This is a genomic window from Streptomyces sp. SAI-127, assembly GCF_029894425.1.
GTDB lineage: Bacteria > Actinomycetota > Actinomycetes > Streptomycetales > Streptomycetaceae > Streptomyces.
In genome coordinates, this window is the sequence record NZ_JARXYJ010000001.1 from 2,605,787 (window position 1) to 2,620,827 (window position 15,041).

Annotated in this window: 12 protein-coding genes; 5 read left to right on the plus strand and 7 right to left on the minus strand. The window is 71.9% G+C overall.

Translation table 11 applies throughout. From position 1 onward, the window contains the following. The gene (locus M2157_RS12095) at window positions 1–906 is read right to left on the minus strand and encodes a LysR family transcriptional regulator (protein WP_280865246.1); all 906 of its coding nucleotides are present in this window, start codon (window positions 904–906) and stop codon (window positions 1–3) included. 80 nt (window positions 907–986) lie between these two features. Between M2157_RS12095 and M2157_RS12100 the strand changes: the two genes are divergently transcribed. After that, the gene (locus M2157_RS12100) at window positions 987–1,952 is read left to right on the plus strand and encodes a DMT family transporter (RefSeq protein WP_280865247.1); all 966 of its coding nucleotides are present in this window, start codon (window positions 987–989) and stop codon (window positions 1,950–1,952) included. Next, entirely contained in the window at window positions 1,913–2,419 is a 507-nt protein-coding gene (locus tag M2157_RS12105; protein WP_280865248.1) for a YbaK/EbsC family protein, read from the plus strand. Before M2157_RS12100 ends, M2157_RS12105 begins: the two co-directional genes overlap by 40 nt. A 7-nt stretch (window positions 2,420–2,426) precedes the next feature. Here M2157_RS12105 and M2157_RS12110 read toward each other — a convergent pair whose 3' ends face one another. From M2157_RS12110 to M2157_RS12125, 4 genes are all read right to left on the minus strand, one after another. Further along, window positions 2,427–3,149, minus strand: coding sequence for a 3'-5' exonuclease (locus tag M2157_RS12110; protein ID WP_280865249.1), 723 nt, complete (start codon window positions 3,147–3,149; stop codon window positions 2,427–2,429). 138 nt (window positions 3,150–3,287) lie between these two features. Next, window positions 3,288–4,574 (minus strand): SAV2148 family HEPN domain-containing protein, encoded by a 1,287-nt coding sequence (locus M2157_RS12115; protein WP_280865250.1) that lies wholly within the window; start codon window positions 4,572–4,574, stop codon window positions 3,288–3,290. Window positions 4,575–4,646: 72 nt separating this feature from the next. Next, complete coding sequence (locus tag M2157_RS12120) at window positions 4,647–5,966, minus strand: copper amine oxidase (RefSeq protein ID WP_280861834.1); 1,320 nt, start codon at window positions 5,964–5,966, stop codon at window positions 4,647–4,649. A 57-nt stretch (window positions 5,967–6,023) separates the two neighbouring features. Then, a complete protein-coding gene (locus M2157_RS12125; protein ID WP_280861835.1) occupies window positions 6,024–6,842 on the minus strand; it encodes a Tat pathway signal sequence domain protein in 819 nt (272 codons plus the stop codon). A 196-nt stretch (window positions 6,843–7,038) separates the two neighbouring features. Here M2157_RS12125 and glgX point away from each other — a divergent pair, with 196 nt between their 5' ends. From glgX to M2157_RS12140, 3 genes are all read left to right on the plus strand, one after another. After that, the gene (glgX, locus tag M2157_RS12130) at window positions 7,039–9,165 is read left to right on the plus strand and encodes a glycogen debranching protein GlgX (RefSeq protein ID WP_280865251.1); all 2,127 of its coding nucleotides are present in this window, start codon (window positions 7,039–7,041) and stop codon (window positions 9,163–9,165) included. 192 nt (window positions 9,166–9,357) lie between these two features. Continuing rightward, a complete protein-coding gene (gene treY, locus M2157_RS12135) occupies window positions 9,358–11,712 on the plus strand; it encodes a malto-oligosyltrehalose synthase (protein ID WP_280865252.1) in 2,355 nt (784 codons plus the stop codon). 206 nt (window positions 11,713–11,918) lie between these two features. Then, window positions 11,919–13,169, plus strand: a complete 1,251-nt coding sequence (locus tag M2157_RS12140; RefSeq protein WP_280865253.1) for a M14 family zinc carboxypeptidase — start codon at window positions 11,919–11,921, stop codon at window positions 13,167–13,169. Window positions 13,170–13,218: 49 nt separating this feature from the next. On the opposite strand, the gene M2157_RS12145 is transcribed toward M2157_RS12140, so the two are convergent. Next, entirely contained in the window at window positions 13,219–13,644 is a 426-nt protein-coding gene (locus tag M2157_RS12145) for an SSI family serine proteinase inhibitor (protein WP_280861839.1), read from the minus strand. Next, the gene (locus tag M2157_RS12150) at window positions 13,641–15,002 is read right to left on the minus strand and encodes a M14 family zinc carboxypeptidase (RefSeq protein WP_280865254.1); all 1,362 of its coding nucleotides are present in this window, start codon (window positions 15,000–15,002) and stop codon (window positions 13,641–13,643) included. Before M2157_RS12150 ends, M2157_RS12145 begins: the two co-directional genes overlap by 4 nt. Window positions 15,003–15,041: the final 39 nt, after the last annotated feature.

Below are 15,041 nucleotides of genomic sequence, written 5' to 3' on the forward strand. Positions count from 1 at the left end.
TCAGTCGTCTCCCCCTTGAACCGTTCGTGCTGCGCTCCTCAGCTCCGTCAGAACCGTGCGGACCGCCCGCCTCGCTGTCCTCTCGGGGCGGTACAGCGCGTCGATGTACCGTCTCGCCCGGACGCCGCTCAGGGGTCTGAGCGCCAACGCCGGATGGCGGCGCGTCGTCCAGCGGGGCATCAGCGCCAGGCCGCCGCCCGCGGCCACCGCCTCCGCTGCCACCGCGAACTCGTTGATGCGGTGGGCCAGGTGGAGGCGGCGGCCCGCTGCCGCCGCGATCGCCTCGATGGTGGCCATGACCGGGAAACCGTCGTGGACGGTGATCCACGGCTCGTCGGCCACGTCGTCCGGGGTCACCCGGTCTCCGGCCGCCAGTGGGTGGTCGGCGGGCATGGCCACGTCCAGTGGTTCACGCAGGAGGGTGGTGGCCGACACCGTGGACGGCCAGGCGGGGGCATGGTCGAGACGGTGGGCCAGGACGATGTCGTACTCCCGGGTGAGGCGGGGGAAGTCCTCCTGCGGCACGTCCTTGTCGGCCAGCCTCGGCACGGGGGCGCCGGGGCCGGCGAGGGCGCGCAGCAGCAGGGGGAAGAAGGCCGCGGCGGCACTGTGGAAGGCGGCCACCGAGACCTCGCCCTCGGGCCGGTCCACGAACTCCTCGACCGTGTGCCGCGCGCGTGCCAGCGCCGTCTCCACCTCGATGGCCGCGCCCGCCAGGGCCTGCCCGGCGTCCGTGAGCACCAGCCGCCTGCCGTCGCGCTCGGTCAGCGGGACCCTGACCGAACGCTGCAGCAGCCGCAGTTGCTGTGAGATCGCCGACGGGGTCACCAGCATCGCCTCGGCGACCGCGGTCACGCTGCCCAGTTCGCCGAGTTCCCGCAGGATCCGCAGCTGTCGTTCGTCCATCACGACAGTGTAGGAGTACTAAAAGATCGTTTTAGAAAGTGGATCTGGGCTTCAGCGGGTTCCTGGTGGACCGTAGGGACATGTCCGACGCCCGCCGTACCGACGCGGTACTCCTGCTGGTCGCGATCGTCTGGGGTTCGAGTTATCTCTCCGCCCAGACAGCGACGTCCGCTCTCCCCGTCCTGCTGGTGCTCTTCGCCCGCTACGCCCTGTCCGCACTCGCCTGCCTGGGAGTCGTCGCCGCCCCCGGGCGGGGGCCGCGCCGGTGGACCCGCGAGGAACTCCGGGCGGGGGTGCCCCTGGGCCTCACCCAGGCTGCCGTCCTCATCGTCGAGACCTACGGCGTCGCCCACACCAGCGCCGCCAACGCCGGGCTCATCATCAGCCTGACCATCGTCCTCACCCCCCTTCTCGACCGCACCGGTCACCGGGGCGGTCTGCCGCCCGCCTTCTACGCCGCCGCCGGTGTGTGCGTCCTGGCCGTCGGGCTCCTCATGGCGGGCAACGGCTTCCACGCACCCCGCCTCGGGGACCTGCTGATGCTCGGCGCCGCGGTGGTACGGGCCGGCCATATGGCGCTGGTCGGCCGGCTCACCGCGGGCCGGGCGATACGGCCGCTGCACCTCACGACCGTGCAGACCCTCGTCGGCACGGCCCTGTTCCTGGCCCCGGCCGCACGCGAGCTTCCGACCCTGGCCCACGCCGGCACGGCCACCTGGGCGCAGCTGCTCTATCTCGCCCTGTTCTGCAGTGTGTTCGCCTTCCTCGCCCAGACCTGGGCGGTGCAGCGCACCTCGGCCAGCCGGGCCAGCCTGCTGCTCGGCACCGAACCGATCTGGGCCGCCGCGGTGGGAGTCGCCCTGGGTGGTGAGCCCTTCACCGTACTGACCGGGCTCGGCGCGGTCATGATGATCACCGGCACCTACTGGGGGCAGTCCGTGGAACGCGCCCACCGCGCAACGGCTCTGCCCCGCACCGCAGTTCACCCCAGCGAAGAGGACACCCGATGCCCGGCGACGACGCCTACGACACCTACGACCGTCTGATCTCCCTGCTCGACGCCTCCTCCGTCGACTACACACTGATCGACCACGCGCCCGAGGGCACCACCGACGCCGTGTGCGCGCTGCGCGGACACCCCGCCTCCGAGGCCGCGAAATGCATCGTCCTGCGGGTCAAGGTGGACCGCCGGACCACCCGGAATGTCCTGGCGGTCGTCCCCGGGGACCGGCGCGTGGACCTGGACGCGATCCGGGCGCTGTACGCCGCGCGCTATGTCGGGTTCAGCGATGCGGAGACCGCCGAGCGGCTGGCCCGCGCGATCCCCGGCACGGTGCTGCCGTTCAGCTTCGATCCCGCACTGGAGGTCGTCGCCGATCCGGACGTCGTGGCTCAACCCCGGCTGTACTTCAACGCCGCCCGGCTCGACCGGTCGCTGTGCCTGTCGGGGGCCGACTACGAGCGGCTGGCGAAGCCGCGGGTGGAGCCCATCGCGGGTCCCGTGCCGGAGTGACGCTCTCTCACACCGTCTCGTCGGCGGGCTCGCGCAGCGGCCAGGTGCCGTCGATCACCGCCGTCGCGTCGCCCTTGCGGCGCAGGAAGCTCTGGAAGTCCGCCGCCCATTCCGCGTACCACTCGATCTGGCGGCGGTGCAGCTCCGCCGGGCCGAGGGCGGCGACCTTGGTGTGGCGCGCGGCTATCGCACAGGCGAGCCGGGCCGCGGCGAGGGCGTCGGCGGAGGCGTCGTGGGCGGCGTCGAGTGCGACGCCGTACTCCGTGCAGACCGCTTCGAGGTTGCGCTTGCCGCGCCGGTAGCGGTCCACCGAGCGGTCGATGGTGTACGGGTCGATGACCGGGGCGGGGTCGAGGCCGCCCAGGCGCTCGCGCAGGGACGGCAGGCCGTACCGGCGCAGTTCGGCGGAGAGCAGGCTCAGGTCGAAGGCGGCGTTGTACGCGACGACCGGGACGCCCGTCTTCCAGTAGCTCGCGAGGACGTCCGCGATGGCGTCGGCGACCTGGTCGGCGGGGCGGCCCTCGGCGGCCGCCCGCTCGTTGCTGATGCCGTGCACCGCCACGGCGTCGGCCGGGATCTGTACGCCCGGATCCGCCAGCCACTCCCGGCGCCCCAGGGGCTGCCCGTCCCTGACCTCGATCACGGCTCCCGTGACGATGCGCGCCTCGCGCGGATCGGTGCCGGTGGTTTCCAGGTCGAAGCCGATCAGCAGCTCTCGGTGCCAGCCCATGGGCCGTCCCCCTTCTTGGTGGTGCTTTCCCCCAGTGGTCTCCACCTTCCCATGCGCCACTGACAATCAGAGGACCGCATTCCGCTTACCGATCCGGACACTTGGGGTGGCCGGGACACTCCAGAACAGCGGAACACTTCAGGACACCGGCCGCGAATCCGCCCAGTTCGTCTCGAACTCCTCGCGGTAGGTGGGGAAGAGGCCGCTGTCGTCCACATCGCCCGGCTTGACCACCCGTTGGCCGTTGCGCAGCACGAGGACCGGCGCCTCCATGCCTCTCGCCCGGCGCAGATAGGACTGCACGACCGCGATGCCGTCCGAGCCGTCGCCGTCCACGAGGTAGGCCGTGAAGCGCGGGGTGTCGTCGTAGACCTGGATCTCGAAGGCGCCCGGGTCGCGCAGCCTCGACCGCACCCGGCGCATGTGCAGGATGTTCATCTCGACCGCGCGGCTCAACTCACCGCGTTTTATGCCCAGTTCCCGCTCGCGCCGCTTGACGGCGCTGGAGGCGGGGTTCAGGAACAGCAGCCGCACCCGGCAGCCGGCCTCGGCCAGACGGACCAGACGGCGGCCGGAGAAGTTCTGCACGAGGAGGTTGAGGCCGATGCCGACGGCATCCAGGCGGCGGGCGCCGCCGAAGATGTCCTCGGCGGGGAACTGCCGCAGCAGCCGCACCCGGTCGGTGTGCACGGCGACCACGTCGGCGTACCGGTCGCCGACCAGGTCCTCGACCGCGTCGACGGGCAGTCGGCGGGCGGACGGCACGTCGCCGCCGGCGCCGAGTATCTCCAGCAGCTTGGCGGAGGCGCGCTCGGCCTGGCCGAGGACCGCCTCGGACAGGGCCCGGTTGCGGGAGACGACGTTGCGCGTCACCTCCAGCTCGTCCAGGGCCAGTTCGACATCGCGCCGGTCGTCGAAGTAGGGCTCGAAGCACGGCCAGTGCTGCACCATCAGCTCGCGCAGCTGCGGCAGGGTGAGGAAGCTGAGGACGTTGTCGTCGGCCGGGTCCAGCAAGTAGCCCTTGCGGCGGCTGACTTCACGGACGGCGACCGCGCGCTGCACCCACTCCTGTCCGGCGGGCCCGGCGGCGGCGACCACCCAGTCGTCGTGGCCGTGGACGGGTTCGTAGATGGGGCGCAGAACAGCGGCCACCACGGCCCGCAGCCGCTGTTCGACGAGGTTCAGCCAGATGTAGGCGCGGCCGGCCCGCTGTGCGCGTGTACGTACCTCGCGCCAGGCGTCGGCGTCCCAGTCCAGCTCCGGCCCGATGGTCGCTCCCGCGTCCATCGGCCGTGCCAGGGACACCGTGCCGGGCGGGGCGTCTGCGGAGTGCCCCTCGTGACCCTCGTCACCAGGGGGCAGCTCCAGCCCTCCCGAGCCCACCCGCGCACCGCCTTCCGCTCCCCCGAGCACTCCCGGGGGCATGGCCCCACCCAACGATCAAGGAAGGGTACTCCGGGAGCGGTCGGCGGTGCAGCCGGATGGACAGGGTCGTTCTCAACTACCGAATTCCCAGTGGCCGTTCTGCCCGGCGAGCTCGGCCGGAGTGAGCGGATTCATAGCCGTGACGTCCCTGGGGGCGATGGAGAAGCCCTGCCAGTGGACCGGCATGGGCTGCTGGTCCTCGTCCCGGGCGATGTGGTGGAAGCCCACGTTCATCCAGACCACCGGGTGGGTGAGGGTCTGGCCGTTGACCCACTTGTCGACGGACTTGCCCGCTCCGGTGCCGCAGTTGCCGGTGTTGTTGCTGGCGAACTGCTCGCACTGGTTGTACTCGGTCACGTAGACGTCGTGCTTGGTGAAGCTGCGGCCCGGGTACTTCGTGCTCGGGCCGGGGACGATCTCGTACGACCGCGGGTGCCAGTCCTTGTTCTTGCCGACCGCGCTGACCATGCGCCACCAGCGGTAGCTCTTGGCATCGCCCGCGAGTTCCTTGGTGACCGGGGTGCGGGTGGTCTTGACGGTCGCGGCCTGCTGGCCCTGGGCGGCCGCGGTGACCGTCGAGTCGTACTGCTCGACCCGGTTCTTGGAGGAGCCGTCGAGGGCGAAGTCGAGGCGCCAGAAGGCGTTGTGGCTGTGGCTGGTGGCCTGGGCGCGCGGGCCCTTGCCGATGGGCCAGCCGCGGCCGTCCCCGGCGTCGTAGTCCTCGAAGGAGAGGCTGCCGGTCGCGCCGAGGTTCATGGTGACGGTGCCGTCGTCCTGGAAGCGCCACTCGGTCATGTACTCGTACCAGCCGACCTGGTTGACCGAGTAGACGAGCAGGTCCTTGCCCTGGGCCTGGTAGACCTTGTTCGCGCTGTCGCCCTGCATGCGGTAGGCGTGGCCGCGGGAGCGGGTGGTGGTGCACAGGCCGTTGACGTTCGCGTGGTCCGGGTCCCAGGAGTCCGGGACCTTGACGCTCTTGATGGTGCCGCCGGGGCACTCGCCCGGGTCCAGGTTCATCAGGCCCTGCGCGAAGCCGAAGCCCGTCAGGTCGTCGTACTCGACGCTGCCGTCGTCGTAGGGGACGTGGATCTGGCCGAGCCTGGCACTGTTGAGGACCTTGATCGGCGAGGCCTCGCCCTTGGGCTGGTAGGAGATGTCCTCCAGGACGAGCCCGGCCTTGCTGTCGTAGCGCCAGCACATCCGCCAGGTCGTGCCGCTGGCGAGCTTCTGCTCGATCTTGTAGGCGGTGCTGCACTCCGCGGCGGCCGCCGCGGCGGCCTTCGGCTGGGCGGCGGCCGGTCCCGCACCGGTCGTGACACCGGCGGCCAGCGCGGCCACGGACACACCGAGGGCCGCGTGCCTGCGGGCACGGCTGATTCTGTTGACACGCATGAAGAAATGACTCCCCTGCGGAAGTAGCGGGTTGGAAAAGTGGACGGAGGGAGGCGGTCAGCTCTCGAGCTTGGCGACCTTGCGGGCGCTCAGGTCGATCACGAAGGCCCTGGCGTCGATCCAGGGGCCGTTCTTCACCTTCGGGAACAGCCGCACGCAGCGGTGCTCGCCGCACTTGTCGAGCGCGGCGGGCTGACCGCCGGGAACCGCCCGGTACACCGCGCCGGTGAGCAGCAGCTGGTTGGGGCCGGTGAGTTCCTTGTCGGTGGCGTCCTTGTAGTCGGCCTTCAGGTCCGCGCCCAGCGGGTCGGCGATCAGAAGGCTCGCGGCCTCGGCGTACTCGGCACTGCTCAGCGGCGGCTGGACGCCGTGCTGGGTGCCGGTCGCGACGACCTTGCCGGTGTCGAGGTCGACGGTCCTGGTGACGAGGGTGTCGTCCCGGTAGTCGTAGAGCGTCACGTCGGCGCGCCGGGGCGCGTCCGGGTCGTCCAGTTCGCCGGCCTTCGGGTCGGCGAGGTCGACGGTGAGCCGCTCCGGGCCGCGCTCGCCCTCGACGTCCTCACTGGCGTTGAGCAGCTGCTGGTTCACGGCGATCTGCTCGACCCGCTGGATCTCGTCGTCGGTGAGCGGGTCGCGGCCCTTGCCCTTCTCGCCCTCGGCGGCCGGGGCCTTTTCGACGACCCCGGGCGCCACGGCCCCGTCCGCACCCTGTCCCGCCTGCGCCGCGGACTGCCCCGCGGCCGCCTTCCCGTTTCCCGTGTCGTCCGCCCCCGCCGTGCCCGGCAGGGTGATCCCGATCATCACGGCGGTCCCTGCCACCGCGACGGCCGCACCTGCCACCACTTTCCCGAGGTGGCGGTGCACTATCTTGCGCACATCTTCCCCCTACTCCCCGGGCAACTCCGGGAGTACGTGTATGCCCCATTTGTTCGGCCCAGGACGATCCTGTGATCGCCCTGTGGCACTGGTCGATCGGTAAGAGGGACGTAAGTCATAGGTGGTTCCATCACTTTCGTGGACACTCGAGGCCAAGGCGCCCCACGCGGCGCGGGACACCTGAAAGAGTCGTTCCATGCAGGTCTGGCCTGGAGAGGCGTATCCACTCGGTGCCACGTACGACGGCGCCGGCACCAACTTCGCGGTCTTCACCGAAGCCGCGGACCGAGTAGAGCTGTGTCTGTTGCACGACGACGGCTCGGAAACGGCGGTGGAACTGCGCGAAAGCGACGCGTTCGTCCGGCATGCGTACCTGCCCGGCGTGATGCCCGGGCAGCGCTACGGCTTCCGCGCGCACGGGCCGTACGCACCCGAGCGCGGCCTGCGCTGCAACTCGTCGAAGCTGCTGCTCGACCCGTACGCGCGCGCGATCAGCGGTTCCATCCGCTGGGGCGAGGAGGTGTACGGCTATCACTTCGACTCGCCCGACAAGCGCAACGATCTCGACTCGGCGCCGCACACCATGACGTCGGTCGTGGTCAACCCGTACTTCGACTGGGGCGACGACCGGCGGCCCCGGATCGGGTACCACGAGACGGTGATCTACGAGGCGCACGTCAAGGGCCTCACCATGCGCCACCCGGGGCTGCCGGAGGAGCTGCGCGGCACCTACGCCGCCCTCGCGCACCCCGCGATCATCGAGCACCTGGTGGAGCTCGGCGTCACCACCCTGGAGCTGATGCCCGTCCACCAGTTCGTGAACGACCACCGCCTGGTCGACATGGGCCTGAACAATTACTGGGGCTACAACACCATCGGTTTCTTCGCCCCGCACAACGCGTACGCCTCCTGGGGCGACCGCGGCCAGCAGGTCCTGGAGTTCAAGTCTGCGGTCAGGGCGCTGCACGAAGCCGGCATCGAGGTCATTCTGGATGTCGTCTACAACCACACCGCCGAGGGCAACCATCTGGGCCCGACGCTGTCCTTCAAGGGCCTCGACAACCCGCAGTACTACCGCCTGACCGACGACCAGCGGTACTACATGGACACCACGGGCACCGGGAACTCGCTGCTCATGCGGTCCCCGCACGTACTCCAGCTGATCATGGACTCGCTGCGGTACTGGGTGACCGAGATGCATGTCGACGGCTTCCGCTTCGACCTCGCGGCGACCCTGGCCCGGCAGTTCCACGAGGTGGACCGGCTGTCGTCGTTCTTCGACCTGGTGCAGCAGGACCCGGTGGTCTCCCAGGTGAAGCTGATCGCCGAACCGTGGGACGTCGGCGAGGGCGGCTACCAGGTGGGGAACTTCCCGCCGCTGTGGACCGAGTGGAACGGCAAGTACCGCGACACCGTGCGTGACCTGTGGCGGGGCGAGCCGCGCGCGCTGGCGGAGTTCGCGTCCCGGCTGACCGGTTCCTCCGACCTCTACCAGGACGACGGAAGGCGTCCGCTGGCCTCCATCAACTTCGTGACCTGCCACGACGGGTTCACCCTGCACGACCTCGTCTCGTACAACGACAAGCACAACGAGGCCAACGGAGAGGGCAACCGCGACGGCGAGAGCCACAACCGGTCCTGGAACTGCGGGGCCGAGGGCGAGACGAACGATCCTGCGGTGCGGGAGCTGCGCGCCCGGCAGATGCGCAACTTCATCGCCACGCTGATGCTGTCCCAGGGCGTGCCGATGATCAGCCACGGCGACGAGGTCGCGCGCACGCAGCGCGGCAACAACAACGCCTACTGCCAGGACAGCGAGCTGGCCTGGGTGGGATGGCCCGAATCCGCCGGCGAAACGGGGCTCGGCGCCGAACTGCTGGCCTTCACGCGCGCGATGGTGTGGCTGCGCAAGGACCACCCGGTCTTCCGCCGTCGCCGCTTCTTCCACGGGCGGCCCGTGGAGGGCACCCACGACGAGCTGTCGGACATCGCCTGGTTCACACCCGAGGGCAAGGAGATGACCCAGCGGGACTGGGACCGCGCGCAGGCCTCGGCACTGACGGCCTTCCTCAACGGCAACGCGATCTCCGAGCCCGGCCCCCGTGGGGAGCGGATCACCGACGACTCGTTCCTGCTGATGTTCAACGCCTCGCCCAAGGCGCTGGACTTCGTGGTTCCCGTCAACCACGGCCGGCAGTGGCAGGTCGTGGTCGACACCGGCCGCCCGGACGGGGTGCCGCCGGGCACGGGGGTGAAGGTGCAGGCCGGGGACCGGCTGACCCTGGTGGACCGCAGCATGATGGTGCTGCAACGGCCCGTCTAGCAGGGTGTGTTCGCGTGCCGGTGAACGGGTACGCGCGTGTGGGGAGCGTTTGCGGCGCGTCCGGGGTACGAGGCCGGATGCGCCGTCGGCGTGGGGACAGGACCGTACCGTCGTGCCGGTGCGACGTCCGCGTCCCGCACACATGGAGCACGAGATGACACGAAAGGCGGCAGGGCGGGTACGTAGGTCTGCATGACATCTGAGCGACCCGACCCGTCGGTGCCGACGGCCACGTACCGGCTGCAGCTGCAGCCCGAGTTCCCGTTCGCGGCAGCGGCGGCGGCCGTGCCGTACGTGGCCTCGCTCGGCGTCTCGCACCTGCACCTGTCCCCCGTCCTGGAGTCCGTCCCCGGTTCGACGCACGGTTATGACGTCGTGGACCACGCGCGCGTGCGCGGGGAACTGGGCGGCGAGGACGGGCTGCGGACGCTGTCGCGCACCGCGCGGGAACACGGGCTCGGTCTGGTGATGGACATCGTGCCGAACCACATGGCGATGGCCCCGCGCCACAACCACGCCCTGTGGGAGGTGCTGCGGGAGGGCCCGAAGTCGTCGTACGCGCGATGGTTCGACATCGACTGGGAGGCACAGGGCGGTCAGCTGCTGCTGCCGGTGCTGGGACACCCGGTGGGCGCGGAGCTCGGCAACCTCACGGTGGACGGCGGGGTACTGCGCTACTACGACCACGTGTTCCCGCTCCGCGAGGGCACCGAGGAACTCCCGCTGCCCCAGCTCCTGGACGCGCAGTGGTACCGCCCGGTCTGGTGGCGGCTGGCCCGTACGGAGCTCAACTACCGGCGTTTCTTCAGCATCTCGGAGCTGATCGGCGTGCGGGTCGAGGATCCGGAGGTCTTCGAGGCCACCCACGCCAAGATCCTCCAGCTGCTGCACGAGGGAGTGGTCGACGGGCTGCGGGTCGACCACCCCGACGGCCTCGCCGACCCCGACACCTACCTGCAGCGGCTGCACGAGGCGACCGGCGGCCGCTGGACGGTCGTGGAGAAGATCCTGGCGGACGGGGAGCGGCTGCCAGCCTCCTGGCCGATGGCGGGGACCACGGGCTACGACGCCCTGCGGCACATCGACGGGCTGTTCACGGACCCGGCGGGGTTCGGGGAACTCCTCGGCCAGTACCGGCGGTTCGCGGCCCCGCAGACCGACCGCGGCGGCGACTGGGCCGCGACGGCACGGCGGGCGGCGTACAAGGTGATCACACACGAGCTGGCCGCCGAGACCGACCGGCTGACCCGGGTGGCGACACGCGTGTGTGCCGCGTCCCCGGAACCCGCGCTGCGCGACCGCGCGCCCTGGGCGCTGCGCACCGCGCTCCAGGAACTCCTGGTGCGGATGGAGGTCTACCGGCCCTACGGCTCCTCGGACGCCGCCGCCGTCGTCACCGAGGAGGCCGCGGCCGAGGCCCGGGCGGCCTTCGTGATCCCCGAGGAGGCGGGCGCCGTCGACGTCGTACGTGATCTGGTGCTGGGGCGGGCCGGTGACGGGCCGGACCATGTGGAGTTCCGGACCCGGTTCGCGCAGACGGCCTCCGCGCTGCGGGCCAAGTCCGTGGAGGACACGGCGTTCTACCGGTACGTGCCGCTGCTGTCGGCGACCGAGGTGGGCGGGAATCCCGGGAGCCCGGCGGTCTCGCCCGAGGAGTTCCACGCCTACTGCACGCGCGTGCAGCGCGACTGGCCACTGACGGGGACCGTGGTGTCGACGCACGACACCAAGCGCAGTGCCGACGTGCGTGCGGCCCTGGCCGTCCTCACCGAGTGCCCCGAGTGGTGGGCGGACACGCTGGCCGAGGTGACCCGCACCGGCGACGGCGTGCCGGACGCACAGCTGGCGTGGGCCGCCTGGCAGACGGTGTTCGGGCTCGGCCCCGCGGCCCCGGAGCGGGTCCGGGAGGCGCTGTTGAAGCATGTGCGCGAGGCGGGGCTGTACACGAGCTGGACGGAGCAGGAGCCGGCTTACGAGGAGGCGGTGGCGGCGTTCGTCGCGGCGGGGCCGTGCGGGCCGCAGGGCGACGTGGTGGCCGGGCTGCGGAGCCGTCTGGAGGCGCACATCCGGGCGAACGTGCTGGGCACGGCCCTGGTGCAGCTGACGATGCCCGGGGTACCCGACGTGTACCAGGGCACGGAGGGCACGTACCTGGCGCTGGTGGACCCGGACAACCGGCGGCCCGTGCGGTTCCCGCCGGAGGACTCCGGCGACAAGGGCGCGCTCACGGCTGCGGCGCTGCGGCTGCGCAGACGCCGGCCGGATGTCTTCGGTGACGAGGCGACGTACACGCCGCTGGTCGCGGAGGGGCCCTCGGCGGCGCACTGCACGGCGTTCGTGCGTTCCGGGGAGGTGGTCACCGCGGTGACCCGGCTGTCGCTGCGGCTGGCGGAGGCGGGCGGCTGGCGGGAGACGGTGCTGCCGCTGCCGCCGGGCGTGTGGAGCGATGTGCTGGTACCGGAGCGGGAGTTCTCCGGGCACGCGCGCGTGGCGGAGCTCTTGGGCGAATCGCCGGTGGCGCTGCTGGAGCGGGTCGCCACGGACTGACCAGGTCAGGGTGGGTGCGGCCGGTGCGGCCAGGCCTTCTGTCACTGCGGGCCGGGGGGCGCGGGCGACCCCGTCGGCACATACGGCTCTGCCGGTTGCCGGTAAATGCATCTGGGCGCCCCCTGGAGCCTCCCCCACCGCGTGCTTGACAGCTCAACCGGACCGTGGGGTACTGCGAACTGCGAGGCCGGTCGGACATATCGGGGGTGAGTCTCCTGCCGGAGCTGCGCTACCCCACGGTGACCGAACTGGTTTTTTCCGCGAGGGCGTTGGCCGCACAGCGCCCCGACGTCTGCCGACTGAGGCAGGTGGGTGTCTCGCGAGCGGGCAGGCCCCTCCATGTGCTGTCGATCGGCCATGCCCGGCGGGCCGTCCTGGTGGTCGCGGGCGCCCACTCCAACGAACCGACCGGCGGCCCCGCGGCCCTGGCCGTGGCCGCACGGGTACTGGCCGAGCGGGAGTTGAGGTCGGGAACGTCCTGGCACTTCCTGCTGTGCGCCGATCCGGACGGCGCGAGTCTCCATGTCACCCCGGCTCCGCGCAGCCTCTTCGAGTACCACCTCGGCTTCTTCCGGCCCGCCGGAGAGGAGCAGCCGGAGTGGGCGCCCGCGATGCTGCCGCCCGATCGGCTGCCGCCCGAGACCCGCGCCCTGACGGGGCTGATCGACGAACTGCGCCCCTACCTCCAGGTGACCCTGCACGGCACCGATCTGGGCGGCAGCTGGGTGCAGCTGACGAAGGACGTGCCGGGACTCTCCGAGCCGTTCTCGAAGTCCGCGGCGGAGTTGCACATCCCGGTGGAGACCGGTGCGTCGGACGCGGCGGGCTGGCCGGCGTCCGGGCCCGGGGTGCATGTGATGCCGGCGCCGGGCGCGGGGGCGGCGTACCCGAGCATGCCGGACGACGCGCGGCGCAGCACCTGGTACCACGCGCACCGGTACGGCGGTCTGACCGCGGTGGTCGAGGTGCCGATGTGGGCGAGCGACCTGGTGGACGATCCGGCGCCGCATCCGGCGCCGGCGGCGGCGATGGGACGGCTGGCGGGCCGGCTGCTGCGCCAGTCGCGGGCGGTGGACCGGGTGCTGGCGGATGCGCTGCCGCGCCTGGAGGGCGCCGACGGGCCGCTGCTGCGGGCCGCCACCTGGAGCCTGGAACTGGTTCCGGGACTGGCCGCGGACTGGATCCACACCCGGCCCGTCGATGACACGAGGGCGTACATCGGCAGTGTGGACGCGTTCTCCCGCCGGCTGCCGCTGCGGGCGGCGGCCATGCTGCTGCGGGTCCTTCGGGAGGCCGACGACCACACGGCACCGCGTCTCGAACAGCTCGTCAAGGCCTGGAGCGACGCCTTCGCGGACCGTTTCCGGGCCCGCTGGGTGCCGTTGGAGCACCAGGTGGAGCACCAGGCCCGCACGGTCGTGGCGGTGGCGCTGCACGCGCGCGTGCGGGCGGACTGAGCCGGCGTCGCTCCACGCGTGTGTGCGTCACCGCGCCACGCGTCACGTGTCAGCTCTCCAGTGCGAAGACCGCCCCGGTCCGCGCCGCCATCACACATCCGTTCGAGAAGGTCTGCCGGTACTCGACCGGTCGGCCGTTCCACTCCCCGCTGGCCTGGGCAGTGACCGGCGCGTAGAGCATCGTGCAGTAGACGCCCGCGGCCGCCGGAAGTGAGCCGATGTCGCCGTCGGCGGCGGCGAGTTGGGCGCAGGCCTCGGCCGCCCGGCCATGGCCCTGGGGCGGGTCGCACAGCAGGAGGGTGCCGCGGGTGTCGCCGGAGCGGCCGTCGCCCCTGGTCACCGTGAGGAAGAGGTGGTCTCCGGTGGAGGACCCGGCCGGCGCGGGCGCCGCGGCGGCGAGGAGCAGGACGGCCGCCACCGTCAGACCCGCGCATGCCGCTCGCCGTACCGCCGTCGCTGTGATCGTGTACGTCATTCCCGATGCATCGGCACGGCGGCCTCGGAACCCCAGCCCGGCTCACCCGAACGGGAGCGTGCGGGCGCGCGCCGCGCGGCGAGTTCGAAGGCGGCGAGCACCACCCGCGACTGGTACTCGATCTGGCGCGGGACCGGGATCCAGCGCGCCCCGCCGTCGCGGTAGTCGGCGCACCAGAGGTCGATGAGCCGGTCCAGCTCCGGCAGGGCGCCGGCCGGGTCGGCGCCCGCGCGGCTCACGAGCTGGTGCAGGAGCCCGGCCGTGCGCAGGGCCAGGCGCCGTCCGGCGATGCGCAGCGCGGCCAGGTGGCCGGTGCTCAGCGGGGGCAGCGGGCGGCCGCCGTCGGCGACGTCGGGGTCCCACGCGTCGGCGAGTCCGGGGCCGACCAGTAAATAGTCCTCGACCGGGGCGAGCAGGCGGGCCGCGTCCGGGGCGTCCGACACCTGCGGGCGGATCCGCGCCAGGACGTCCTCCAGGAGCAGCGCGTCGCGGCGCAGCGTGTGGCTGACGGTGCGCAGCACGGCGGCCTCGTCGGCGGGTGTGCTGCCGTCCTCGACGGCGGCCACGCCCCACATGGGCGCCTCGACGACCGCGGTCACGGTGCCGTGCCGGTGCGGGTGGTACCAGGTCGACTCGACGGCGGCCTCGGTGATGGCGGCGGCCAGGTCGCCGCGGCGGGGCGGCGGGATCCGGTAGACGGCGGGGCCGAGACACGGCCAGTACAGGGTGTCGTACGGGCCGAACTCGCGGGGGATGCGCAGCCGGGCCGCCGCGTGGGCGACGCGCCGGGCGAGGCCGGGCAGGTCGCGGGTGAGTTCGACGAAGCCGCCGCCGACGTCGACGCCGTGCAGGGAGCACTGGAGGAAGGGCCGCAGTTCGTCCTGGAGGGCGAGGAGGGTGCGGGTCTCCGGAAGCGCGGCGGCCTCCGCGCCGTCGGGCAGCCATTCCGGCTGTTCGCCGAAGCCGGGGCGGAAGAAGTTCCGGAAGTAGCGGTCGAGGGAGTACGGACCGCGCAGCCAGCCCTCGTTGCGGCGCAGGCCGTCGGGGTCGAGGCAGAGCAGGAGGTTCCAGGTGGCGTCGGCCTCGACGGTGAGCCGGGGGTCGGCCAGGGCCTGCTCGGCCAGCCTGAGGACGGTCCCGCCGCCCACGGGCTCGTTGGCGTGCGGCCCGGCGACGACGAGGGCCTGGCGGCTGCCGTGGCCGACGGAGAGCAGCCACAGGGGGTTGCCCGCGCGGGAGGTGCCGGCGCGGCGCAGTCGGGCGTCTGCGGGGTGGCGGGCGACGAGCGCTGCGGCCCGTGCACCGAGCTCGTCGACGGTCGGGTAGCGGAGGAGGGGCGGCAGGGCACACCTCCACAATGTGGTGCCGTCGGTTCACCTGGTGTGCATGGTGTACGC